The organism is Planococcus massiliensis (assembly GCF_000821325.1).
Lineage (GTDB): Bacteria > Bacillota > Bacilli > Bacillales_A > Planococcaceae > Planococcus > Planococcus ruber.
The window spans coordinates 499,843-525,855 of the sequence record NZ_CCXS01000001.1 but is presented as its reverse complement, the minus strand read 5'-3'; the positions used below and the strand labels follow the sequence as shown (position 1 = coordinate 525,855).

Genomic DNA, 26,013 nt, shown 5'->3' with positions numbered 1-26,013 from the left:
TAGCAGTACAATTAAAATAGCACTTAAACATTACAGTTGTGTAACATTCCATAGGTCATTTTATTACAATTGGGTTCTTTTTTGTGACAAAAGTACCTCTGAATATTCAAAACAATTGGCCTTCTTTCTTTTTTCCATAAGAAAAAAGCGGTTCTGTATCGCCAGAACCGCTTTTTGCGCATATTATTTATTGGCTTTATGGACCTTCAATGTCTTGCCTTTGACCGTCTTCTCTTTCATCGCTTTAAGCACCATCGGGCCTTTGCCGTTTAAGATGTCAATATAGGTCACCGTATCCTGGATTTTGATAATCCCAATGTCTTCTGCCGTCATCCCCGGAATGCTTGTTAAGGTTCCGACAAAATCAAAAGCACGAAGTTTCTTTTTCTTGCCGCCGTTGAAATATAACTTCATGATGTCTTTGTTGACCAATTCGTTTTTGTTTTTCTTGAGCTTTGGCCGGCTTTCCATTTTTTCAGTGAATGCTGTCTCTGCCTGCGCTACTCTTTCCTGAGACGGCGCATCATGCCGATCCAGCTCAAATCCGATATAAGATTCAATTTCATGTAAAAACTTATCTTCATGGGGCGTCGCAAACGTAATCGCTTTTCCGGTCTTGCCGGCGCGGCCCGTCCTTCCGGCACGGTGAACATAGCTTTCTTTTTCCAATGGAAGATCGTAGTTGATGACATGGGTGATGCTATCGATATCGATTCCTCGAGCTGCTACATCCGTCGCCACCAAATAGCGGAATTCTCCGCGTTTAAAATCATTCATCACGTCAAAACGGTCTTCCTGCACCATTCCTCCGTGCAGTTTATCGCATGTGTAGTAATGCTTTTCAAGCTGTTCCATGACGAAATCCACATTGTCTTTTGTCCGGCAAAAGATGATGCAGCTATCCGGATTTTCGACAATCGTAACGTCCCGCAGCAGTGAAAACTTCCTTTTTTCATCGACCACATAAAGTGAATGCTCAATCTGGTCCGTCAACGTCTGTGTCGAAGCGATTTCGATATGTTCCGGATTGTTCATGTATTTTTGCTGCAGTTTTTCAACGTTTTCCGGCAATGTCGCAGAAAACAGCATCGTCGTCCGTTCTTTCGGCAATTTGTTGATGATGGCTTCCACTTGCTCGATAAAGCCCATATTCAACATTTCATCCGCTTCGTCCAGAACCAAATAGGCGATGCGGCTCAAGTCGATTGTTCCCCGTTCAATATGGTCGAGTACACGGCCCGGCGTTCCTACCACCACATGGCATTTCTGCTTTAATTCGGCTTGCTGGTACGCGAAAGGCTGCTTGCCGTAAACTGCAGCTGCTTTTATGCGTTTAAAGCGCCCAATGTTGGTAATATCCTCTTTTACTTGGTCGGCCAATTCGCGTGTAGGCGTCAAAATCAACGCTTGCGGCTTGTTTTCCTCCCAATCCACAAGTTCACAGATCGGTATGCCGAATGCAGCAGTTTTTCCGCTCCCGGTTTGCGATTTTACCGCGACATCCGTCTTCTTTAGTGCAGCCGGCATCACTTTTTCCTGTACTTCTGTCGGGCTCTTATAGCCAAGGCCTTCAAGGGCCCGCAAAATCGGTTCACTTAGTTGAAAATCATTGAATGGTTGATTGCTCATTTATTATTGCTCCTTTTCCGTTCAAAAACGTACACCTTCCTCCATTATGTCACGGATCGGATTTTTTTGCCGTAAATCAATTATTGAAATTATGGTTACTGATCCAGAAGGCTGACGGAAACTTTCACTTCAAGGGACTGGCTGCCGCCGCGGTAGACGCCTTGGACCGGGCTGACATCATTATAATCCCGTCCCACACCGACGCGAATATGATGTTCCAGCGCTTCCACGTTATTGGTCGGATCCAGGCCGACCCAGCCAATTCCGGGCACCATCACTTCCACCCAGGCATGGCTTGCCGCATCTCCGACAAGCGCCGAATTTTCGCCCACGTACAAATAGCCGCTCACATAACGCGCCGGAATCTGTTTGGCCCGCAAAATTCCCAGCATGACATGGGTCAGGTCTTGGCAAACCCCTTTCCGCAATTCAAATGACTCTTCCGCTTTTGTCGACACATTGGTCGATTCTCCATCATAAGTAAAATGGCTATGGATGTATTCCATGACGTCAATCGAATACTGCACCGGATTCTTCATCTCTCCTAATTCTTCATCCACCCGCGCCATTTGTTCCGGCGATAGGTAAGTGTAAGCGGTATTGCTCAGGAAAGCTAAATAATGTTCGCTGAATAATTGAGAATGGAAAATCGCATTCATTTCCGGCGAATAGTCGATCCGGTGGATAAATGGGCTTTTCTGGATGCTGACAATCGAGGTTGCTTTCACTTCAAGATGCTCATGATGCTCCGCAATGAAAAAGGTTTCGACGTGGTTCCCCCAAATATCGATATGTTCCTTTGTTACAGAAGCAGGAGTAATGTCAGCCCGGTAAGAAAGCAGACGCTGGCATTCATCGGTTCTGGGCTTCAGCCGGATTGAATTCATGCTTTGGTCGACGATGGATTCATATTTAAAAATATTGGTATGTTCAATTTGATATTTCATAGAACTGATCTCCTCTGCACTCATGGATTGGGATTGGCTGAAACCTGTTTCTTGAATGGTTGGATCGATTAAATAATAGGTCTTGGAGAAAAGCTGCGAAATCTCATTGCAGCCATCCTGGAAATGGTTGAGAAAATCCATCATTTCATCTGTCGTAAATTCTTCAACTTTTACTTCGTTGAATTCGGTGCGCATTTCATCCAATTTGGCATAAAGTTCCCAAGAATAATGCGAAACTTTGCCGTCTTCCAACACATCGATCGCTTCCCTTACATGGTCGAGGCAATAGCGGATCGAACGCGGAAAAGCTTTGTTCGAAATCAAAAAGCTCAATACTTGCCGAGGATCCATTTTCGGAGGATGCGATTTCAAATATGCTTCATAGGCATTGGTCATTCGGAGAGCCGATAGCCAGTAATAATAGTCTTCGGTCTGTTCATCCAGCTGCTGCTCGTACGTGCGGTCGCATACAACATTCAAAATTCGGGCCGTTTTTTCTGCCCGTTCAAGCCATTTGCCGATTTTGATGATTTGGTATTCCACGCCTCTCGACATCGATGATTCGATGATTCCTTGCGATGTCAGTGCCGTTGTTTTTACCCGCTCCAAAAACGAACGGATCTGGCCGTTTTCGCATTCGGTGCGATTCATTTCTTGGAGAGCCAAATAACAGCCATTCCAAGTTTGCCAGTAGTCGTCGATAATATGGTCCCTACTCACGCGGGCATTTTCCCTGACCATCTGTACACAATTGGAAATGGAATTCAGGTTGCGCTCTTCCATCGCTAAGTAATGGATTAAGTGGTCTTCCCCAGAGGCTTGCCGCTGTTTCACATCTTCCAATTCTTGCCGAGTGGCGCAAATTTCATAAATCAGCTTCCAATCGCTGTCTCTTACCAGATCTTCGTCTGAGGCTTCAATCATCTGAAGCAATTGTACATCGAGTATACGTGCATTGTTCTCTGCCCTTTCCGCATTCCGCGACATCCAATACAAAGCATTTGCGACTCGGCTAAGCATCAAGAAGCCCCCTGTCCTCTTTTTCTTTATACACCCACGTATCTTTTCCGCCGCCCCCTTGGGAAGAGTTAACGACGAGAGACCCTTGCTTCAAGGCAACTCGCGACAGCCCGCCAGGAAGCACCCGCGTTTCTTTGCCTCTCATAACGAATACCCGCAAATCGACGTGGCATGGATAAAACTTCTCGCCTTGATATGCCGGGGCTCTTGAAAGCTTGATCGTTGGCTGCGCAATGTACTGGTGGGGAGATTCGATGATCTTCTCCCGGAATTTCTCGATCAGTTCTTTGGAGGCATGGGGACCAACGAGCATATCGTAGCCGCCGGATGCCCCCACATTTTTTACGACAAGTTCTTCAAGATGGTCAAGAACCCATTCGCGGTCTTCTTGATTGCTGAGCAAATACGTTTTTACATTATCGATGATCGGCTCTTCACCGAGATAGTAGCGGATCATGTCAGGCACATAAGCATAGATCGCCTTATCGTCTGCGACGCCGTTGCCAATGCCGTTCAATATGGCGACATTCCCATGCCGGTAAGCTTCCAACAGTCCAGGCACTCCAAGCGCTGAATCTTCCCTGAAAGCGTGCGGATCAAGAAAATCGTCGTCAATCCGGCGATAGATAATATCCACCCTCTGCAGTCCGCGGATCGACTTCATATAGACGATATTCCCCTTGACGATCAAGTCCCTTCCTTCCACTAAATCGATGCCCATTTGCTGCGCCAGAAAAACATGGTCGTAATAGGCTGAGTTATACATTCCCGGCGTCAATAAAACCGCAAAAGGTTTTTCATTCGAGGTGTTCGGCATATGGTCCAGCATGGCCTGATGAAGATAAGACAGTTGATGTTCAAGCGCATGCACCGAATGGTTGGCGAAGAAATCGGGATATACCTGTCTCATGACATAACGGTTCTGGTACACATAGGACATGCCGGAAGGATTGCGCAGATTGTCTTCAAGAACATGGTACTTCCCAAATTCATCGCGTATTAAATCGATGCCGGCCAGGAAAATATGGTTCTGGAGGGGAATATCAATTCCTTTCACCTGCTTCGCATAGTAGTAGGGATTTTCTTCAACTAGGTGTCGGGGCACAATGCCTTCCTCAAGGATTTTTTGTTCATGATAGACGTCGTCGAGAAAACGGTTTAGCGCTTCAGTACGCTGGATCATCCCTTTTTCGATGGTTTGCCACTCGTCCCTCGAAATGATAATGGGCACAAAATCAAAAGGCATAGTTCTTTCCGTACCGACATTATTGTTGTAAACCGTAAAGGTAATCCCTTGCCGCAAAAATGCAAGCTGAGCTGTATCATGCTTCTCTTTAAGCTCTTCTTCGGAAAACCGCTGCAATATATCATAAAATTTGCGGTAATGCGGTTTTGGCACCTTATGGTCATCGAACATTTCATCAAAAAAAGGCTTGACCTGGTAGGAATCAAACATGATACACCTCTTCTTTTCTTAATTTTCAGTTTATTTTAAGGCTTAAAAAAAGCTAGAGCTCATAGGCTTGCGAGCAATAGCTTTCGGGTTGAAATATTTGTTTTTATTTGTCGAATGTCGATTTATCGCTTGAAGAAGAATCTTTGGATAAATCTTTTTTCAGCGACTCGCTGTAATCCGTACTGCCGCCGTAGACCCCGCCGCTCGGAGTTGAAGTATCCGGTGAGACGCTGCTTGAAGAACTCGTATTGGATGTGCCTGAAGCGCCGCCAGAAGTTTTGGATGCGGAAGAGGAATCTTTGTTCGTTTCGCCGCCCACTTCATCCTGCAGCGTCTGGTTTGCTTTATCCAACATGTCTTTTTCTTTGTCCATCATTTTCTGCTGTCCTTCAATGGCGCTTTTGACTGTTTCCACCGCTTTGCTGACTCCCGGTTTCACTTTATCAACCATGCCGCCGGATTGTTCATTGAAGCGGTCTAAACCTTTCTTCACGTTCTCTTTCAAATTGCTGGCTTGGGAAGTTTCATTGCCGTTTGAATCTACTTTTTTCTGCGTCATCGCTGCTCCGATTACTGCACCTACGCCTAATAACACGAGCTTGCCAAACATGCCGCCTGAATTTCTAGCCATTTTCATCTCTCCTTTTCAGTTTTAAAATACACTGTGCTCCTAGTATTGACTTTTTCAGCTCATTTCAAACATAAAAAAGGAAAAAAGAAAGACACCTTCTAAGCCGAAGGTGCCGCAGAATTTACCTATTGATCTAACTTCTCTTTTCGTTAATCCGAAGAGTTTTCCGTAATTTTGCCTTCTTCTTTTATCACTTGTTCAAAAGCTTCGACCACTTTTGGATCATATTGAATACCCGCTAGCTGTTTAATTTCCGCCATCGCAAATTCAGCTGTAAAGGCTTTTCGGTAGGCCCGGTCTTCGGTCATTGCATCAAACGTATCGCATACTCCGATAATCTTCGCTTCCATCAAAATTTCTTGATCCACCAGCCCGAACGGGTAGCCTCGCCCATTTATGCGTTCATGGTGCTGCTCAACGATGTCTGCAAGCTCTGCGTAAGGTGTTTCTCGAATCATTGCCGCACCATCACCAGGGTGCTTTTTAATCAACTCAAATTCATAATCCGTCAATTTACCAGGTTTCTTTAAAACTTCTTCAGGTATATTAATCTTGCCGATGTCATGAAGAAAAGCCGCAGAATATAAATTCTGGATTCTTTGCTTCGGCAATTTCATTTTAGTCGCTGTTTTCACTGCATAGTGCGCTACACGTGAACTATGATTAAAAGTATAGCGGTCTTTCTGCTCGACCGCTTCTCCAATTTTTTTCAATTCCTTGATTTCTTCACTCAACTCTTGAAAAACTGGAGCTGTTGAAATCGATAAAAGAACAACATCCGATTTAGTATAAAAATCGACTGTAGTTTCTAAATTTTTCGCAGAAAAAAAATCATTGGTGTACAACTTTATTTTCTCACCATCAATTTCGCCTTCGATTTCACCTTCAATTATATAATAAAACTCTTCAACGTCGGCATCTTCCCCTGGAAAAAGAATGAATAGTCGATCTTTTTGAATTTCTTGCTTCATAATTTCCAAACTATTTCCACGTCCAAGTAGACTTAGAGTTGTCGAATCATTATTCACTTTTTCGAGGTATCCATTCTTCAATATATCTAAGCCTTTCACGATTACACGTCCTTTAGAAAAAGATGAGAGTATCGGTTTCCCGATACTCTCATCTTACTTTATCTATAGGGTTTTATCCATTGAAAATTACCAGCTCACTACTCGTATTGGGTCGATTAAAGCGATGCGATCTGCAAACTGAACAGGAATCCATTCAATTTCCACATTAAGGCCTGATTCTCTAGCCTTTTCAACGCCGTGGCGTGTAATCTCCTGGGTCTTTACATCGACTTCAGAAATGATTTTCGTTAGTTTCTTTTCATAATCAGCCTTTAATTGAGCCGTTTCTCCAGCTTCATTAACAGCTAAAAGGTATTCTTCATATAATTGATCTGCCAGTACCTGCCCTTTTGCAATTTCGCCGTAAATTTCAGCATTTACTTGTTCCACTTCACTAAGCGCTTGTGCGATTTCCGGAGTAATCACTGCCTCTTCAGCAAAAGCAGTCGTTCCAACCATAACAGCAAGAAGTACAGATAGCAGTAATGCAACAAAGCCTTTTTTGAACATTCTTCTTCCTCCCGACAATTAGATAGTGTGGCGAACACAAGTTTAACTGCTCTACGCAGTCATGCCTGGTCCTTTTGAGCTTAGCAGGAATACCTAGTAATGTTAATCTTGATGCGCCTACTATAGTATATATGAATCAGAGTCTCAATACAACATTTTCTAAATTTTCTTTCTATTTAACTTTTCAAAGACTTTTCTACTAAAAAAAGACCAGACAATTGTCTGGTCTCCCATTTATTAAGGCAAGACTGTGGAGCCCATTAAATAACGGTCGCATTCCCTTGCTGCTTCTCGTCCTTCATTTATTGCCCATACGATTAAGCTCTGGCCTCTCCGCATATCACCAGCTGCAAAAACGCCCTCCACATTTGTTTTGTATTTTCCGTATTCTGCGTCCACCGTGGAGTTTGCGCGCGTTTCCACTTCCATCTGTTCAATGAATTTCTGGTCAGGACCGCTAAAGCCGATTGCAATCAAGACGAGATCTGCTTGCCAGACTTTTTCCGTACCCGGAATTTCTTCGCGGATGCGGTTGCCTGATTCATCAATTTTCAACTTCACATTCACCGTATGAACTTCTTTCAGCTGGCCGTTTTCGTCGCCTACGAACTTTTTCGTCATCACAGCGAAAGCTCTTGGATCTTCGCCGAAAGCAGCTGCGGCTTCTTTTTGTCCGTATTCGACCCGGTGGATCCGAGGGTATTGCGGCCACGGATTGCCCAAATCATCCCGCAATGCGCCTTTTTTGTCATAGACATCAAACTGCACTAAGCTTTTGCAGTTGTGGCGGACAGAAGTAGCCAGGCAGTCTGTTCCCGTATCGCCGCCGCCGATGACAATCACATTTTTCCCTTCAGCAGAAATGTAATTGCCGTCCGTCAAATTGGAGTCCAGCAAGCTTTTTGTATTGGCGTGCAAGAAATCCATTGCATAGTGGACCCCTTTCAACTCACGCCCTTCTACCACGATATCGCGATGTACAGCCGCGCCTGTACACATAATTACCGCATCAAAATCCGAACGAAGCGCTGAAACCGGATAATCTTTTCCGACTTCCGTATTCGTAATGAATGTGATGCCTTCTTGTTCCAGGATTTTCACCCGGCGAAGCACGACGTCATACGATAATTTCATTTCCGGAATCCCATAAGTCAGCAAGCCGCCGACCCGGTCGCTTCTTTCAAATACCGTCACGAGATGCCCTGCCTTATTCAATTGCGCTGCAGCTGCAAGCCCGGCTGGACCCGAACCGATGACTGCCACTTTTTTGCCGGTTCTTGAAAGGGGCGGTTCCGGAACAACCCATCCTTCTGCGAATCCTTTTTCGATGATCGACCGCTCGACTGTCCGAATGGCCACTGGCGGTTCATTAATTCCGAGAACGCAGGCTCCTTCACAAGGAGCAGGACAAGCCATTCCCGTGAATTCCGGAAAGTTGTTCATGACGTGCTCCCGGCGCAGCGCTTCTTTCCATTGCCCCCGGTAAACCAGGTCATTCCATTCCGGAATCAGGTGATAAACCGGGCAGCCTGTAGTTGCCCCTTCCAGCTCCATGCCGGACTGGCATGTCGGCACACCGCAATCCATGCAACGTGCGCCCTGCTTTCTTACTTCTTCATCTGAAAGGGGGATTGTATAATCCGACCAATCTTTTTTCCGTACGGCCGGATCTCGTTCTTTTATTGTTTGCCGGCTGTATTCCATAAAACCAGTCGCTTTTCCCATCAAATCCCTCCAATTCTTTACTTGCATATATTGACGTCTACATTTTTCGGAGCTGATCAGCCGCTTACGCTTTTCCGGTTGCCATTTTGCTTTCTTCAAACGCTGCCATTTCTGCTTCCGGTCTGGCCATTCCGCTTTCCTGCAATTTGTTGATGCGTTCATTGATTTTCAAATAGGCTTTTGGAATAACCCGGACAAATTTAGCAGAATAGATTTTCCAGTTGTCGAGCAGGCGTTTTGCGTTTTTGCTTCCTGTATAGTGAACGTGCTGTTCAATCATTTGGCGCAAATCTTCCATTTCTCCCGGTTCGACAAGCGGCTGCATATGGACAAGCTCCGCATTGCAGCGCTCGGCAAATTTCCCGTCTTCGTTCAATACATAGGCAATGCCGCCCGACATGCCGGCTGCAAAGTTTTTGCCGGTCTCGCCCAAGATGACAACGCGCCCTCCGGTCATATATTCACAGCCATGGTCTCCGACGCCTTCAACAACGATGTTCGCTCCACTATTGCGGACTGCAAAACGTTCTCCAGCAATTCCGCGGATATATGCTTCACCTGCAGAAGCTCCGTAGAATGAAACATTCCCGATAATGACATTGTTTTCAGGAATAAACGTCGAATCACTTGCCGGATAGACGATGATTTTCCCTCCGGATAACCCTTTTCCGACAAAATCATTTGCATCTCCAATCAATTTAAGCGTCATTCCTTTAGGGATGAACGCACCAAAACTTTGTCCGGCAGACCCTTGGAAATTGAAATTGATCGTATCTTCCGGCAATCCTTCTGCTCCATACTTCTTGGATACGGCATAGCCGATGATCGTGCCGGTTGCGCGATGGATGTTTCGGATGGCAGTTGTGACATCCACTCGCTCACCCGATTCGATCGCTTTTCTGGCGCGCGGCAGCAATTCGGTATAATCCAAAGTATTTTTCAATTCGTGGTCTTGCTTTACAGTAGCATAGCGTCCTACTTTTTCAGGAAGATCCGGCTGATGCAATAATGCAGACAGGTCGAGTCCACCGGCTTTCCAATGGTCTACTGCCTGTTTCGCTTCGATCACATCTGTTCTCCCGATCATTTCGTTAATAGTCCGGAATCCAAGTTCCGCCATCAACTCGCGCGCTTCCTGGGCCACAAAGCGCATGAAGTTTGCAACGTGCTCTGGATCTCCCATGTATTTCTTGCGCAGCTCCGGATTTTGCGTAGCGATTCCGACCGGACAGGTGTCCATATGGCAGACGCGCATCATGACGCAGCCAAGCACCACTAACGGAGCTGTCGAAAAACCGAACTCTTCCGCGCCAAGCAAGGCCGCAGTCACCACATCACGGCCCGTCATCATCTTCCCGTCCGTTTCAACAACGATCCGGTCACGCAAACCATTCAATAAAAGCGTTTGGTGCGTTTCCGCCAAACCAATTTCCCAAGGCAAACCAGTATGCTTTAAACTAGTTTTCGGCGCAGCGCCGGTACCGCCATCATATCCGCTGATCAACACGACATCAGCACGTCCCTTGGCAACGCCCGCTGCAATGGTTCCTACTCCAACTGCCGATACCAGTTTTACGCTGATGCGGGCCATTGGATTAGCGTTTTTCAAGTTATAGATCAACTCCGCCAAGTCTTCAATCGAATAGATATCATGATGCGGAGGCGGAGAAATCAACTCTACTCCAGGAGTTGAACCGCGAACTTCCGCTACCCACGGGTATACTTTTTTGCCGGGCAAATGCCCGCCTTCTCCCGGTTTTGCCCCTTGGGCTACCTTGATCTGAATTTCATCTGCGTTGACCAGATAATGGCTGGTCACGCCAAATCGGCCAGACGCTACTTGTTTGATCGCGCTTCTTCTGCTGTCTCCATTTTCATCAGGGACAAAACGGGAAACCTGCTCGCCGCCTTCTCCCGAATTGCTTCGGCCGCCAATCCGGTTCATTGCAATCGCCAATGCTTCATGCGCTTCTTGGCTGATTGACCCGAATGACATCGCCCCTGTTTTAAAGCGCGCACAAATTTCTTCGATTGTTTCAACTTCTTCTATTGGAACAGGCGTCCGCTTCTTGAACTCCATCAATCCGCGCAGCGATTGGACATTCGAAGTCTCTTTCGTTAAGAGGCTGGTGTATTTTTTAAATACTTGGTAATCGTTCGTCCGGCAAGCATGCTGCAGGGTGTGGATCGTTAATGGATTGTATTGATGAGTTTCCCCGTTTGCACGGTATTGGTACTCATCTCCCGCTTCCAAGAATCGATCCCCTGTTTTGCGTTCCGGATATGCCTGTTCATGGCGCATCATGGCTTCTTTTGCAATAATATCCAGGCCAATTCCGCCAAGACGTGAAGACGTCCGCGTGAAGTAACGGTCGATGACGTCCATATGAATCCCTACCGCTTCAAAGATTTGGGCACCGCGGTAACTTTGGATCGTCGAAATCCCCATTTTTGACAACACTTTAATGATGCCGTCGGTTACGGCATTGATATAGCTCGCTTCGGCTTTTTCGTATGAAATGCCGACAATATCTTCCTGTTCAATCAAATCTTCAAGAGTACGCAAAGCGAGGTAAGGATTGATTCCTTCTGCTCCATATCCTAGCAATGCAGCAAAATGGTGGACTTCCCGCGGTTCTGCCGATTCCAGCAAAATGCTCACTTTTGTCCGGGTCCCTTTGCGGATAAAGTGATGATGCAGCCCGGAAACTGCCAATAGCGCAGGAATGGCCACATGCGTCTCATCTACTCCCCGGTCCGAAAGAATTAATAGCGTTGCTCCCGCTTCATAAGCTTGCTCCGCTTTTACAAACAGTTCTTCAAGTTCCCTCTCCATCGCTTCGGGCCCGCCGGATTTTTCGAAAAGGATCGGCAGCGTAACTGCTTGGAATTCCACCAGCTTCTGCTGGCGCAATCTCTCCAATTCATTGTTTGTCAGCACGGGCGTTTCCAGACGGATATGGCGGCTGCTTTCCGGACGGGGATCCACTAAATTCCCTTCTGCACCGATTGTCGTGCGGGCAGCGGTAATAATATGCTCCCGGATGGCATCAATCGGCGGATTCGTCACTTGCGCAAATAATTGCTTGAAATAATTATAGAGAAGCTGCGGCTTTTTGGATAAAACAGCTAAAGGCGAATCATAGCCCATTGAACCAACCGGATCTTTGCCTTCCGTAGCCAATGGCTTGATGATTTTTTGAACTTCTTCGGTTGTGTAGCCGAATGCCAGCTGCTGCTCCTTAAATTGTTCTTTCGTCAGCTTCTGTTCAGGAAGCGAAGGCGCAGGTAGATCTTCTAAATCCAGCAGGTTATCTTCAATCCAGTCTTTATATGGAAGTTCCTTAGCCATCTGCATTTTAATCTCTTCGTCCGGAATGATTTTCCCTTCTTCTAAATCGACTAAAAGCATTTTCCCTGGACGCAAGCGGTCTTTGTAAATGATGTCATCGGCAAAAATATCCAGCGCCCCAACTTCAGATCCAAGAACGATCATGCCTGTTTTCGTCACATAGTATCGGGCTGGGCGAAGGCCATTGCGGTCAAGGCATGCCGCGATCTGGCGGCCATCTGTAAAGACCAGTGCTGCCGGCCCGTCCCAAGGCTCCATCAGCGTACTATGGAATTCATAAAAATCTTTTTTCTCTTTTCGAATCGTCGGGTCGTTAACCCAAGGCTCCGGGACCATCATCATTGCGGTATGGGCCAGTGAACGGCCTGATAAGTGAAGGAATTCAAAGCAGTTATCGAACATGGAGGAATCGCTTCCGCTTTCGTCAATAACCGGCAAGACTTTTTGAAGTTCTTGCTCATTGAAATAAGGGGAACTGCAAAGCGTCTGTCTTGCACGCATCCAATTCACGTTTCCTCTGAGGGTATTGAATTCACCGTTATGGATTGAGTAACGGTTCGGGTGGGACCGCTGCCAGCTCGGGAAGGTGTTCGTACTGAAACGGGAGTGAACCAAAGCCAGCGCTGATTTGAATTCAGGGTGGTTGAGGTCAATATAGAAGGAATCCAGTTGCTCTGGAATCAGCATGCCTTTATAAACGATGGTGCCTGCAGAAAGGCTGCTGAAATAGACGTCTTTAAAATCCTCATTGCCGCCCATCACCATCTCGATGCGCTTTCGGATGACATAGAGTTTGCGTTCAAGCGCCATACGGTCTCCCAGGTTTTCTGAAGCTGCAATAAACACTTGGCGGATGACCGGTTTTGTTTTTAACGCCACTTTCCCGACAAAAGAGTCATTTACCGGAACAGGGCGCCAGCCTAGGCATTCCTGGCCTTCCTCTTCTACAATTTGCTTAATGATTTCTTTCGTTTTCATCCGCAGCTCATAATCCTGCGGCATGAAAATCATCCCGATGCCATATTTTCCGGCTTCAGGCAAAATAATCCCTTCTTTTTCACATTGCTTTAAAAAGAAACGGTGAGGAATCTGCGTTAAAATTCCTGCGCCATCTCCTGTGCTTGTATCTGAAGATTGTCCGCCCCGATGCTCGAGGTTACAAAGAATGTTAATTGCGTTCTGCACAATCGCGTGTGATTTTTCTCCATTAATATTGGCAATCATTCCGATTCCGCATGCCTCATGCTCTTGATCCGGATGATAGAGTCCTTGCTGTTGTGGATATTCTCTTTTGCTCATCAAATCGCCTCCTTCATTACGATAAAGTGTCATAATGTTTTGATAGTATACCACATGTCTGAATATATATACAATTCCATATTGATATTTTTTTCACAACATTCCTCAATCCCAAGCCTGGCATGTAACCGTTTACATTAACGGTAAATTACAATAAATTCTCTATGAAAGGAAACGAATATTTATGCATATAAATTCAATAAAAATAAAAAAGACCCCTTTATAAAAGGAATCTTTTTTGCATATTTCTATCAATTATTGACCATTTCGTATGATTTTATTGCCTCTAAAAACGCCTCTCCATACTTTTCAAGTTTATTGGAGCCGACGCCATTTACTTCTAAAAATTCTTCGCTGTTTTTTGGCCTTCTTGAACACATATCCTGCAAAGTTTTATCGGAGAATATAACAAATGGAGGCACCCCAGCTTCATCAGCCAACGTTTTGCGGATTTTGCGCAACTCCTCAAACAACGGATCGTTGTCTGCAATCTGCTTGGTGGCGACCGCTCCTTTGCGAAGCACTTTTCTTTTTCCCAGCAGCACATCGCGGCCGCCATCCGGCACATAGATAGTCGGGAAAGACCCTTGTTCTACGGCCAGCAATTCCTGGGAAATCATAAACTCGATCAGATTTGCCACTTCTTTTGTGCTGTGGTGCTTTAAGATGCCGTACGTTGATAATTTGTCAAAACCGAAATCAAGCACTTTTTTATTTCGTGAACCCGTAAGCACTTGAGCCGTCATCATTTTCCCGAATTTCTGGCCCATCCGAATGACGCAAGACAGCACCATTTGCACATCCGTCGTGACATCCATGCTTTCGCGGTCATCGTTGCAGCTGCTGCAATGTCCGCATGGTTCAGCGGTTTTATCGCCGAAGTAGTGGATGATAAATTGCTGGAGGCAATTTTCTGTATGGCAGTAGTCGACCATTCCTTGAAGCTTCACCAATTCTCCCGGAATGCGGCTTGGATCTTGGGCTTGATCGATCAGAAAACGCTGCGTCTGAACATCTTGCGAAGCATATAAGACGATGCATTCACTTGGCAGTCCGTCGCGGCCGGCACGCCCCGCTTCCTGATAATAGCTTTCCATATTCTTCGGCAGCTGATAATGGATGACATAGCGGATATTCGATTTATCGATGCCCATCCCAAACGCATTGGTCGCTACCATTACGGTTACTTCATCGTTCAAGAATCGTTCCTGCCCAAGCTTCCGTTCCATATCCGGCATGCCGGCATGATACCGTGCAGCTTTAACGCCTTTCTTGGTCAGCATCTCGTAAACCGAATCAACCGTTTTTCGGGTAGCCGCATAAATAATGCCGGCTTCTTTTTCATTTTTTTGTACGTACTCTTTCACGAACCGATCGCGGTCCTGTCCTTGAACAACAGAAAAAGTTAAATTCGCCCGCTCAAAACCGGTCATGACCGTATGCTGTTCTTCAATATTTAAAATACGGCAAATGTCTTCACGGACCTGCGGCGTTGCCGTAGCTGTCAAAGCCAAAACAGTCGGATGGTCCGGGAACAGTTCCATCATTCTGCTGATCAATCGATAGCTTGGCCGGAAATCATGCCCCCATTGCGAAATACAGTGAGCTTCATCAACTGCAATGAGCGGAACACGGACGCCTTGCAGCTCGTTTAAAAACATTTCCGAATCCAATCGTTCCGGGGCAATATATAATAATTTTACGGCGCCGCGTTGGACGTCATATAAAATTTCACGAACTTCTTCAAAATCCAGTGAGCTGTTAATGTATGCAGCCGGAATTCCAGCAGCCAGCAAAGAATCGACCTGGTCTTTCATCAAGGAAATCAAAGGCGATACAACAATGGTCGTCCCTTCCATTACAAGTGCCGGGATTTGATAGCACATCGACTTTCCGCCGCCGGTCGGCATGACACAGATGGAATTCTTCCCTTCAAAAACTTGGGAGATCGCCTGTTCCTGCCCAATCCGAAATGACTCGTATCCAAAATACGACTGCAATATCTTTCTTGCTTCTTCCAACAAAATTAAACACTCCCAATACTCGTCTCGTATGAGTAGCTTATCATATTTCCACTCCTTTTTCTTGCGCCAGAATCCCTCTTTGAAGACACTGTACGCCAATAAAAACAGCCTAAGAGCATAGGCTCGAAGGCTGCTTTCGCTTTCATTCCACTTTTTCCAGTATGAAAAAGAACGGGTTCGCATCCCCTTTCCAATCCATCATCCCCAAGAGAACATGTTCGTTCACTTTACGGAAATGATCGTGAATCGGCAAGTTGTCATAAACCATTACGGCACTTAAAACGCCTCTATGCTCCATCATCCTCATCCGCGCTTTGCCGCCAGTTGCTTTCAGAAGCTTCCGTTTGTCCATCAGCGGGACAGGGTCCATCGCAGCAATCTCTCCGTCCGGCAGTTCGAACAATAAAGGATCGACATTTTCAGCGTCGTGGAACGCTTTGCCGTACCAATTCAACCCGCTTAACACGCCGTCTAAAGGATGTCCGGTTGGAAATTCCCGGCCTTTCCATGTGCCGATCAACTCGGACAAACTTGCGGCTTCCAATCCATCATAGAGCCTGCACGCATCTTCAGTGTCTGCCCCGCCGGCTGCATAAACAGCCCAAAACTCACTGTTTGTATCCATCGCGACAACTCCTCTATATGTCCATCTCCCAACGTTTCGCTTCTTCTTCTTTCATTTGCTGCTCGGTTTCTTCCGGGTAGGCTGTACGGAATTTGTGAGAATCCAATGGAATGACTTCCACCATTTTCGCAATCATATCTGCAGGATCATACTGGTCTTCCAAGGCTTTGTCCGCTTCTTCCATATCTTCTTTTTTCGTGAAATGGATTTTCTCGTCATACCATTTCCATTTTGCTTCCGCGCTGCGATCATTAAACCCTGTAGCGAAAGCACCGGGGTTAATGGTTGCCACTTTCACGCCAAATCCTTCCAGTTCTTTTTGCATCGTCGTTGCAATCGCTTCAATTGCATGTTTCGTAGCAGTGTATGGCCCCACGTAAGGCGTTGCCATAATCCCGGCCATCGAAGACATGAAAATAATTTTCCCTTCACCTTTTGCTACAAATTTCTGCGCCGCAATTTGAGCGGTTTCAAGCGTACTGAATACATTCACTTCAAATAATTCACGGAAATTGCTCATCGGCACTTCACCAAGGGGCCCACCTTCATTTACAGCGGCATTAGCCACAAAGATATCAAAATCATAATCAAGCATTTGAGCAAGGTCCTGCGGATTTTTAATATCCATTTTGAATACTTCAAGTTCAATGCCTGCAGCTTTAGCCTCTTCTCTTAGCGCAGTAACTTGCGGCGCCGTTTCAACAGGCGCTATCACCCGGTGTCCCTTTTCAGCCAGCCCGAAAGCCGCCCCTTTTCCTAATCCACTCCCCGCTCCTGTAATAAATATCGTTTTCGGCATCTAATCGTCCTCCCAGCAGTCTTTTCTTCTACCCTTGTTCTTCCCTTCCGCATTAGAGATAAACAATCATTTTTGAAAAAACGGCTGGCAGCGAATGACTTTCTACTATAATATAGGCAAACTTTTGAAGGCTAATTATTTCGACTGGCTGAAACTTACATCAGCCCTCTTCCCAATTCCAGTTTCGATCCATAAAAAAACGCCTGCCTTATTGAAGGCAGACGCTCTAACGCACATGAACCATATGGCTCATGAACTCGCCGCTCCATAACTTCCCATGCGACGTTTGACTTGTATATAAGAAGCAGCTTCAGCAATTTCAGTTTTATCCAAGGGCTTATTATCCAGCATCAAGTTATACTCTTCAATGGCGGCAGCATTTTGAAGATCCAAGTCTATGACTCTTTCAGACCGGTCCAGCAAGAGGTCCACAGATACATCGAAGAAATCAGCGAGACGAGAAAGATGACTGACCGTAACCTGCTTTTTGCCGCTTTCATAGGCCCAGACAGTGCTTTTTGCAAAGCCGATCTTCTCCGCCATTTCTTCTGGTGACAGCTTTTTCGCTTCTCTTAAATCCCTGATTTTCTTCCCTAGATCATTCATAATACTTTATCTCCTTTTATATTAAATTCTAACTATTTTAAATATAATGTATATTAAAATTTTTTTCAAGATATTTCTATATATTTCTATAATTTATTTTAGAAATAGTGTACAACTCGTGAACAAAATCTTTATACAAATAATTGAAATTTCAATATTTTTGGAAAATAAAAACAAAAACTTAATTTTAATATCCCTTTGTTTTCACTAGAATACGAATTATTCAAAATCAAATAATTATTCCAATAAAGTTTATATATTTTAAAAATCATCTTTATCTATCATTATTAACCTATAACATAGGCTTTTTTCCCAATTTGTAGATTTATTTTGATTTTTGGACCTAAAAAAAGTATTATAGTAACATACATTAAAAGGGGGTCGTAAGATGTCTGACAAATATAGTCGCGAAGACATCGTAAACAGTGTTCCTCAAAAAGGATTCTTTGGACATCCAAAAGGGCTGTTTACACTATTTTTCACTGAATTTTGGGAGCGTTTTTCTTACTATGGAATGAGAGCTATTCTTGTTTACTATATGTATTACGAACTTTCTCAAGGTGGGCTCGGACTTGATCGCACTGTAGCTCTTTCCATCATGTCCATTTACGGTTCGCTTGTATATATGTCGGGAATTATCGGCGGATGGCTTGCCGATCGAGTTTTCGGAACATCGAAAGCCGTTTTCTACGGCGGTATTCTCATCATGTTGGGACATATCGCTTTAGCGATTCCTGGCAGTTTGTCTCTATTCTTCGTTTCAATGGTTTTAATCGTACTCGGAACCGGCTTATTGAAACCAAATGTTTCCAGTGTAGTCGGTGAAATTTATGCCGAAAACGATGACCGCCGGGATGCCGGTTTCAGCATCTTCTATATGGGGATTAACCTCGGGGCATTCATCGCACCTTTAATCGTCGGTACTGTCGGAATGGATATCAACTTTCACCTTGGTTTTAGTATTGCCGCTGTCGGCATGTTCTTAGGCCTCGTGCTTTTCCTGGTGACAAAAAAGAAAAACCTTGGTTTGGCAGGAACGATTGTCCACAACCCGCTCACACCGGCTGAAAAATCAAGAACGATCAAGATTTTCTCTGTTGCAGCTGTCGTCATCGCTGCTGTAGTCGTGTTAGGCCTGCAATATGGGTTCTTAACATTTGATAGCTTCATCGCTGCTGTAGGTATTTTAGGTATCCTGATCCCTACCGCTTACTTTATCGTGATGTACCGCAGCAAGAAAACAAACGAAGTGGAACGCTCACGCCTTGTTGCGTATATTCCGCTGTTCATCGCTGCTGTGATGTTCTGGTCGATCCAGGAACAGGGTTCAACCATTCTAGCAGCTTACGCAGACACACGGACGGACTTGGAATTTGCAGGCATTACGATTTCACCTGCTTGGTTCCAGTCATTGAATCCACTATTTATCATAACGCTAGCACCTGTATTTGCTTGGCTTTGGGTAAAACTCGGCACACGCCAACCGTCAATTCCGCAGAAATTCTCACTCGGGCTCTTATTTGCCGGGTTGTCGTTCCTAGTCATTCTATTGCCGGCTTATTTTGGCGGAACAGATGCTTTAGTAAATCCATTATGGCTGGTACTGAGCTACCTGATCGTCGTTCTTGGTGAACTATGCTTGTCGCCGGTCGGTTTATCCGCTACAACAAAATTAGCGCCATCGGCTTTCTCAGCACAGACAATGAGTTTATGGTTCCTGTCGAATGCTGCAGCCCAAGCAATCAACGCTCAATTAGTGAAATTCTATACTGTCGAAAACGAAATGATGTATTTCGGAATCATCGGCGGTGCTTCGATTGCACTAAGTATTATTCTATTCTTGGCTGCTCCGGCAATTCAGCGCTATATGAAAGGCGTTCGCTAAACTGCCAAATTATTCCAAAACCCCTGAAACTTCTGCTTCAGGGGTTTTGTTTTTTATTCTACTATATTAATTTCATCCAATTTCCAATCCTAGCTGCCTGGCAAAAGCGAGAGCCTGTGGTTCCGATACTTTGCACCCCGCCAATTTTTCAATCGTTACTTGAATGTTTTCAAAAGAATTGCTGCTCAAATCCACTCCGTTTAAACTCGTTTCCACAAAGTTTACCTCGTTCAAGTCACAGCCAGTGAATTCTGTCTGTTTTAGCTCTGCTTCATAAAAATCGGCATATCGCATCAATGAACTTTCAAAGCGCGACGTGTTGCAGAGCGAGAAGCCAAAAACGGCATAATTCAAGACACAGTCTTTAAATAGAGTATGGCGGATGCCGGCTTCAGCAAAGTTTGTGCCGACCAGTTTCGAATTATGAAATTCTGCGCGATGGAATACGGACCGGCTAAAATCAGCATTTGACAAATCACAATTGATGAATTGGACGTCGATAAATTCACTGCGCGGCCATTGGACTTCGAGAAAGTTTACATTTTCAAATATCACTTTATCGACATGCATTGCTTCCCCTGCCTCATATGCAATTGTTTCTTGAGAAATTTTACAATCCGCAAGGTAATAGTCATCCAAAGCCTCTTGAAACGTTTTTACATCCAGACTTTCGGAAATCAGCGGTTCAGCTCTTTTCGATTTTTTCACAGCACTTCCCCCTTTAATAGACAAACGGCCGCTCCATTGGCAGCGGCCGTTTAGTGGCAGTTCATTATTTAGGAACAGTTTGGCGGTTTAAACAGACATCAACGACAGCCGGTTCTACAATCCGGTCATCCGTCACTTCCACTTGATGCAATTTGTTGTTATGCATAAATTTGAAGATCCCGTTGTTGAAATCCGTTCCGATGTCTTTGAAGAAAATGCCTTCATACTGGCATTCTTTTGTTTGGGAGAAGCTGATTTTGTAAGTGTCTGCATCTTTCACCAAATAGCAGCGCACCCCTTTTTCAAATTCTTCATGGTCTTCCCCTTTAATGCTCCGGTCGACGGACACTACGTGAAAGTCTACAAAAGGAATTTCACGCAGCAGCGAATTCATGAACGAACCTTTGGTGATTTCTTCCCACCGGCTTTTAGCGGTCTGTCCAACAATAATCTGGGTGATATTTAAATCATGTGCCACTTCCGCGATCACTTTGGCAGAGGGGCGCTTTTCATTGTCCCGGATTATGAATTCTTCCGCTTCATATTCTTCAGCTAATTCTTTCCAGCGCTCAACATACTCGGATTTTTCCGCGTCAAACTCATCAAATGGAAGCGAATCTACAGTTAAAATATACAGCGGGCAGTCAAGCATGCTTGAGAGTTTATGGCCGCGGTTGATCAAACGTTCACCATTTGGTCCATAGAACACACACACCAATATGCTTTCATCCATCCGTCCTCTAATTTTTTTCATTATCTATGCCCCTCCAGGGATTAATATTCGTAAGCCGCAATTTCAAAACTATGAAATTATACTGCGGATCTTAATAAAAATCAAGGGTTTATGCTTTTCTAATTTCACCTTAATTTTGCTCCGTTTTTTATCGCTTAATCTGTACCTTATCGAAGTTATCATGTGAAAGCAAGCCCTATTTCCTGTATAATTTATTCTATATGGCTTTGTGTCGTTATGGAGTCTTTTGCCTTTCTATTCCTATTGAAAACATTTATTCTTGGCTTTATATATCTATTTCCCTTTTCCCAGTTTTTTATTCTGTTTCAGGAGGTTCACTTTATGCATCTATTGATTTTAGCAATTTTAATTCCATTCTTTGCAGCCGCCTTCATTCCTTTTCTTTATAGGCGGATCGGCAAGTTGAATATCGGATGGTTTGTCCTCATTGTTCCATTGGCACTATTCATCATTCTGGCTATGCGGATCCCAGACATTTCTGCAGGCGATACTATCGCCGCCACGTTGGAATGGATTCCTTCACTGGGCATCAACTTCTCCATCTATTTGGACGGCCTCAGCCTGATTCTCGCGTTATTGATAACCGGTATGGGAAGCTTGGTCATTCTCTACTCCATCTATTATTTATCTCCATATGACTCATTGCCGCATTTTTATGCTTATTTGCTTCTTTTCATGGGCGCCATGCTGGGAGTCGTCCTTTCAGATAACCTGCTCGTGCTTTATGTATTCTGGGAGCTCACAAGCATATCCTCTTTCCTATTGATCGCTTTTTGGTTCCACCGCAAAAATTCACGCTATGGTGCCCAAAAGTCTTTATTGATTACGGTATTTGGCGGTTTTGGGATGTTAGCAGGCTTCATCATGCTTCATACAATGACAGATACGTTCAGTGTGCGTGAAATTGCCGCTTCGATCGGCCAATACACGGATCATGCGCTCTTCTATCCAGCCATGTTCCTCGTCCTGCTCGGAGCCTTCACCAAATCAGCTCAATTCCCTTTCCACATCTGGCTCCCTGATGCCATGGAAGCACCGACACCTGTCAGCGCCTATCTGCATTCTGCGACGATGGTAAAGGCGGGGATTTATCTTGTGGCACGGTTTACGCCGATTTTCGGCGGCACTTCCGCCTGGTTCTGGACCGTTACGCTGGTTGGACTGGTCACTTTGTTTTGGGGATCCTTCTGCGCAGTCCGCCAGACAGATTTAAAAGCGCTGCTCGCATATTCCACCATCAGCCAATTAGGATTGATCATGAGCTTATTCGGAATGGGGTCAGCTGCTCTTTATTTTGGCGACGGCAGCAACGGCGCCCTTTATGGACTTGCTACTTTTGCAGCTCTTTTCCATCTTGTAAACCATTCGACTTTTAAAGGTGCCCTGTTTATGGTGGTGGGGATTGTCGATCACCAGGTCGGGACCCGGGACATCCGGCGATTGGGCGGATTGATTTCGTTTCTTCCGATCACTTTCACATTCGCCATGATCGGCAGCTTTTCAATGGCTGGACTTCCTTTCTTCAACGGATTTTTAAGCAAGGAAATGTTCTTTACAGCGTCGCTTAATTCCGCATCGCTTCCTATTTTTTCAGCAGGCACTTGGGGCTGGCTCATTCCCGTGATTGCCTGGACAGCCAGTGTGCTGACTTTCGTCTACTGTATGATTATCGTTTTCCGGACTTTCCTTGGACAGCCGCAGCTGAAAAAACTGGACAAAAAACCAGTGGAGCCGCCGATTGGGATGCTGATTTCCCCAGCCATCCTCTCTCTTTTGATCGTGGGCATCTTCTTTGCTCCTAATCTACTGGGAGACCATTTGCTCCGCCCGGCGCTAGGGGGCGTTCTGCCTGGAATGGCTGAAGCAGCACCTCATATTACCGCTTGGCATGGTTTCCAGCCGGAACTCTGGATGACGCTTGGAGTTATTGTCATCGGAGGTATTTTATTCGCGACTCTCCGCTACTGGAAAAGAGTGTATTCGCTCATTCCGGACACTTGGACGTTCAATAATCTATACAACCGTTTCTTAGCTGGATTGGAAAACAATTCCAATACATTGACTTCCTTTTACATGACCGGGTATCTGCCGCATTATTTTGCCTATATTTTCACCTTCTTCGCTTTAGTGGCAGGAGGCACTTTAGTTTTTACCGGCGCATTGTCCATCGATTTTTCCAACGACGCGCCTGTGAAACTTTATGAATTCTTGTTGGTGTTGGTCATGATGATTGCCGCAGTCGCTATCTTATTTGTAAGATCTCGCCTGACCTCTATTCTATTGAACGGCGTCCTTGGATTTTCGATTGCGATTTTCTTCGTTTTGTTCCGGGCACCGGATTTAGCATTGACGCAGCTGGTCATTGAAACCGTGACGACGGTCCTTTTCCTGCTATGCTTCTATTTCTTGCCGGAATTGAAGAAAGACCGGATTCCACGAAACGCCAAAATCCGCAATGCCGCTATTGCGATTGCCGGCGGAACTACCGTCGTTTTAATCGCCCTTTCTGTGCATAGCGGAAAACTGTTTGAATCCATTTCCAGCTATTTCGAAAATTCATATGAACTGGCCGGCGGAAAGAACATCGTCAATGCGATTTTAGGCGATTTCCGCGGCTTTGATACCATGCTTGAATCGCTTGTGCTTTTTATCGCAGGTATCGGTGTGTATACGTTGATTCGCATTAAAAGCGGAAAGGAGCCGAAAAAAAATGAAGATAAATGATGTCATTTTAAAAACGGTCTCCAAAGCTGCAGTCCTGATTATCTTTACTTTTGGCATTTACCTTTTCCTATCCGGCCATAATGAGCCGGGCGGCGGGTTTATCGGCGGGCTCGTCCTTGCTTCTGCCTTTGTGCTCTTGTTCTTGTCGCATGATTCAGAGACTATCAGTGACGCCATCCCACTCGACTTTAAGAAAATTTCAGCTTTAGGCGTCTTGATCGCTTTCGCCAGCAGTACCGTTCCGATGTTTTTCGGACAGCCATTTATGAGCCAGTCTTTCGGCTATTTCGACTTGCCGATCTTTGGCAAAACAGAATTGGCGACGGTGACCGTTTTCGAAGCTGGAGTTGCACTGACGGTTATCGGTGTAGTCGTAAATATTATCTTTAGCATAAGTGAGGATGAGTAGCCGATGGAAACCTTAATCATCTTATTGGTTGGCGTCCTTACAGCTGTCGCCATTTATCTCGTATTATCCAAAAGTTTGATCCGCGTCATTCTGGGCACAGCCATTTTCTCCCATGCGGTCCATTTATTGATTCTTTCCATGGGCGGTTTGAAAAAAGGCACGGTTCCGCTCCTCGGCGAAGAAGCAGAAAGCTATGTCGACGCCTTGCCGCAAGCTTTAATTTTGACGGCCATCGTTATCAGTTTTGCCGTTACAGCTTTCATTCTTGTTCTGGCCTTCCGCGCTTATCAAGAACTCGGCACGGATGACTTGGAAGAAATGAGAGGTGTAAATGATGAATAATATAATTTTGCTTCCTATGCTCTTGCCGATTCTGGTAGGAGTGGTGTTAATATTCTTGCGGGCCTACGGGCGCATTCAGGCATGGTTCAGTATCGGCGTCATGGCAGCCAGTGCCGGAATCGCCTTCTATCTATTAGAACAGGTTCAGGCAAATGGCATTCTCCGGTTGGATTTCGGAGGCTGGGAACCGCCTTTCGGAATTTTGTTCGTTGCAGACTCTTTTTCTCTGCTTCTCGTTTTAACGACAACCATTGTCGCCACAATCATTCTTTTGTATGCCTTGTTTTCAGCAGGGAGATTTCTGCAGACGACTTATTTTTATCCGACCATTCTTTTCTTGATCGCAGGAGTCAATGGATCTTTTTTGACCGGTGATTTGTTTAACTTATTCGTCTGTTTTGAAGTGATGCTTTTATCTTCCTACGTTCTTCTTACGTTGGGCGGCAATAAACGGCAGCTTCGGGAAGCGATCAAATACGTGGTCATTAACGTCGTTTCTTCCTGGTTCTTCCTGGTTGCCTTAGCGTACCTTTACGGAGCGGTCGGCACTTTGAATATGGCACACGTTTCTGTAAGAGTAGCTGAAGCGGGACAAGGTCCGCTTCTTACGACAGTCAGCATCATCTTTTTGATTGTCTTCAGCTTAAAAGCCGGATTGCTCCTTTACTTTTGGCTGCCCGGCTCGTACAGCGCACCGCCAGCTGTCACTTCAGCATTGTTTGGGGCGCTGCTGACCAAGGTTGGGATTTATGCACTATTCCGTGTCTTTTCGTTGATTTTCTATCATCAGCCGGAAATAACCCATACGATTATCGGGGCCATGGCGGCCATAACGTTAGTCGGCGGAAGCCTTGGAGCTATTGCTTTCAATGATATCCGCAAAATCGCCGCTTATAATGTGGTCATCGCGGTCGGCTTCATCTTGGTCGGCTTGGCTGTTTCGACGCCGAACTCGATTGAAGGCGCGATCTACTACCTCATTCACGATATGGTGATCAAGGCCTTATTGTTCTTGTTAGTCGGTACGATCATCGCCTTGACAGGTACGGCTATGCTCAATAAAATGAGCGGCTTGATGAAAAATTACCCAATGCTTGGCTGGTCTTTCTTCATTACGATGCTTTCTTTGGCCGGCGTTCCGCCGCTTAGCGGATTTATCGGAAAAGTGCTCGTTTCAGAAGGGGCTGTCGAAAGCGGCGCTTATGGATTGTTGACGCTTGCCCTCCTGTCCAGCCTTTTTGTTCTGTACTCCTTGCTGCGCATCTTCAAAAACAGCTTTTGGGGCGAGACCATTATCAGCAAAGAAGATCAAGTGCCTTTGAAAAAAATGCTTCTGTTTCCTTGCCTCATGCTGGTGCTGCTTACCATCGGACTCGGGCTTGGCACAGAACTGATTTCCGGCTATGTGACGGACGCAGCAGAAACTCTTCTCAACCCGGACATCTACATTGATGCAGTGATGGGAGGCGGCGAATCATGAGATCTCTAGCTGCGTGCT

General features: G+C 45.4%; 19 protein-coding genes and 1 pseudogene. 5 read left to right on the top strand and 15 right to left on the bottom strand.

The window, feature by feature from the left end; translation table 11 throughout:
- Window positions 1-183: 183 nt before the first annotated feature.
- From BN1080_RS02610 to BN1080_RS02555, 13 genes and pseudogenes are all read right to left on the bottom strand, one after another.
- A complete protein-coding gene (locus tag BN1080_RS02610) occupies window positions 184-1,629 on the bottom strand; it encodes a DEAD/DEAH box helicase (protein WP_052650290.1) in 1,446 nt (481 codons plus the stop codon).
- Between the two features lie 95 nt (window positions 1,630-1,724).
- A complete protein-coding gene (locus BN1080_RS17555; protein ID WP_407674797.1) occupies window positions 1,725-2,576 on the bottom strand; it encodes a transglutaminase family protein in 852 nt (283 codons plus the stop codon).
- Window positions 2,577-2,711: 135 nt separating this feature from the next.
- Window positions 2,712-3,563: pseudogene (locus tag BN1080_RS17550) on the bottom strand (alpha-E domain-containing protein); the annotation flags it as partial.
- A gap of 25 nt (window positions 3,564-3,588) precedes the next feature.
- Window positions 3,589-5,052 (bottom strand): circularly permuted type 2 ATP-grasp protein, encoded by a 1,464-nt coding sequence (locus tag BN1080_RS02600; protein ID WP_052650287.1) that lies wholly within the window; start codon window positions 5,050-5,052, stop codon window positions 3,589-3,591.
- A 103-nt stretch (window positions 5,053-5,155) separates the two neighbouring features.
- The gene (locus tag BN1080_RS02595) at window positions 5,156-5,683 is read right to left on the bottom strand and encodes a hypothetical protein (protein WP_052650285.1); all 528 of its coding nucleotides are present in this window, start codon (window positions 5,681-5,683) and stop codon (window positions 5,156-5,158) included.
- A 149-nt stretch (window positions 5,684-5,832) separates the two neighbouring features.
- Window positions 5,833-6,753, bottom strand: a complete 921-nt coding sequence (locus tag BN1080_RS02590; RefSeq protein ID WP_052650284.1) for an HD-GYP domain-containing protein — start codon at window positions 6,751-6,753, stop codon at window positions 5,833-5,835.
- Window positions 6,754-6,840: 87 nt separating this feature from the next.
- A complete protein-coding gene (locus BN1080_RS02585) occupies window positions 6,841-7,263 on the bottom strand; it encodes a hypothetical protein (protein WP_052650282.1) in 423 nt (140 codons plus the stop codon).
- A 237-nt stretch (window positions 7,264-7,500) separates the two neighbouring features.
- A complete protein-coding gene (locus BN1080_RS02580) occupies window positions 7,501-8,988 on the bottom strand; it encodes a glutamate synthase subunit beta (protein WP_052650280.1) in 1,488 nt (495 codons plus the stop codon).
- Between the two features lie 64 nt (window positions 8,989-9,052).
- Entirely contained in the window at window positions 9,053-13,639 is a 4,587-nt protein-coding gene (gene gltB, locus BN1080_RS02575; protein ID WP_052650278.1) for a glutamate synthase large subunit, read from the bottom strand.
- Window positions 13,640-13,890: 251 nt separating this feature from the next.
- Complete coding sequence (gene recQ, locus BN1080_RS02570; RefSeq protein WP_052650276.1) at window positions 13,891-15,663, bottom strand: DNA helicase RecQ; 1,773 nt, start codon at window positions 15,661-15,663, stop codon at window positions 13,891-13,893.
- 142 nt (window positions 15,664-15,805) lie between these two features.
- Window positions 15,806-16,288 (bottom strand): DUF4334 domain-containing protein, encoded by a 483-nt coding sequence (locus BN1080_RS02565; protein WP_052650274.1) that lies wholly within the window; start codon window positions 16,286-16,288, stop codon window positions 15,806-15,808.
- A 13-nt stretch (window positions 16,289-16,301) separates the two neighbouring features.
- Window positions 16,302-17,087: an SDR family oxidoreductase gene (locus tag BN1080_RS02560; protein ID WP_052650272.1), complete on the bottom strand. Its 786-nt coding sequence runs from the start codon at window positions 17,085-17,087 to the stop codon at window positions 16,302-16,304.
- A gap of 249 nt (window positions 17,088-17,336) precedes the next feature.
- Window positions 17,337-17,693: a helix-turn-helix domain-containing protein gene (locus BN1080_RS02555; protein ID WP_052650270.1), complete on the bottom strand. Its 357-nt coding sequence runs from the start codon at window positions 17,691-17,693 to the stop codon at window positions 17,337-17,339.
- Between the two features lie 388 nt (window positions 17,694-18,081).
- On the opposite strand from BN1080_RS02555, the gene BN1080_RS02550 reads away from it, so the two are divergent.
- Window positions 18,082-19,578, top strand: a complete 1,497-nt coding sequence (locus tag BN1080_RS02550) for a peptide MFS transporter (protein ID WP_052650268.1) — start codon at window positions 18,082-18,084, stop codon at window positions 19,576-19,578.
- Between the two features lie 72 nt (window positions 19,579-19,650).
- Here the strand turns inward: BN1080_RS02550 and BN1080_RS02545 are convergent, their stop codons facing one another.
- Complete coding sequence (locus BN1080_RS02545; RefSeq protein WP_052650266.1) at window positions 19,651-20,286, bottom strand: pentapeptide repeat-containing protein; 636 nt, start codon at window positions 20,284-20,286, stop codon at window positions 19,651-19,653.
- A gap of 64 nt (window positions 20,287-20,350) precedes the next feature.
- Window positions 20,351-21,040, bottom strand: a complete 690-nt coding sequence (locus BN1080_RS02540; protein ID WP_052650264.1) for a universal stress protein — start codon at window positions 21,038-21,040, stop codon at window positions 20,351-20,353.
- A gap of 321 nt (window positions 21,041-21,361) precedes the next feature.
- On the opposite strand from BN1080_RS02540, the gene BN1080_RS02535 reads away from it, so the two are divergent.
- From BN1080_RS02535 to BN1080_RS02520, 4 genes are read left to right on the top strand one after another with little or no spacing between them, the layout of a single operon-like run.
- Window positions 21,362-23,764, top strand: a complete 2,403-nt coding sequence (locus BN1080_RS02535; protein WP_052650261.1) for a Na+/H+ antiporter subunit A — start codon at window positions 21,362-21,364, stop codon at window positions 23,762-23,764.
- Window positions 23,751-24,173 (top strand): Na(+)/H(+) antiporter subunit B, encoded by a 423-nt coding sequence (locus BN1080_RS02530; RefSeq protein ID WP_052650260.1) that lies wholly within the window; start codon window positions 23,751-23,753, stop codon window positions 24,171-24,173. The genes BN1080_RS02535 and BN1080_RS02530 overlap by 14 nt, the downstream gene beginning before the upstream one ends.
- A gap of 3 nt (window positions 24,174-24,176) precedes the next feature.
- The gene (locus tag BN1080_RS02525; RefSeq protein ID WP_052650259.1) at window positions 24,177-24,515 is read left to right on the top strand and encodes a Na(+)/H(+) antiporter subunit C; all 339 of its coding nucleotides are present in this window, start codon (window positions 24,177-24,179) and stop codon (window positions 24,513-24,515) included.
- A complete protein-coding gene (locus BN1080_RS02520) occupies window positions 24,508-25,995 on the top strand; it encodes a Na+/H+ antiporter subunit D (RefSeq protein WP_052650257.1) in 1,488 nt (495 codons plus the stop codon). Before BN1080_RS02525 ends, BN1080_RS02520 begins: the two co-directional genes overlap by 8 nt.
- Window positions 25,996-26,013: the final 18 nt, after the last annotated feature.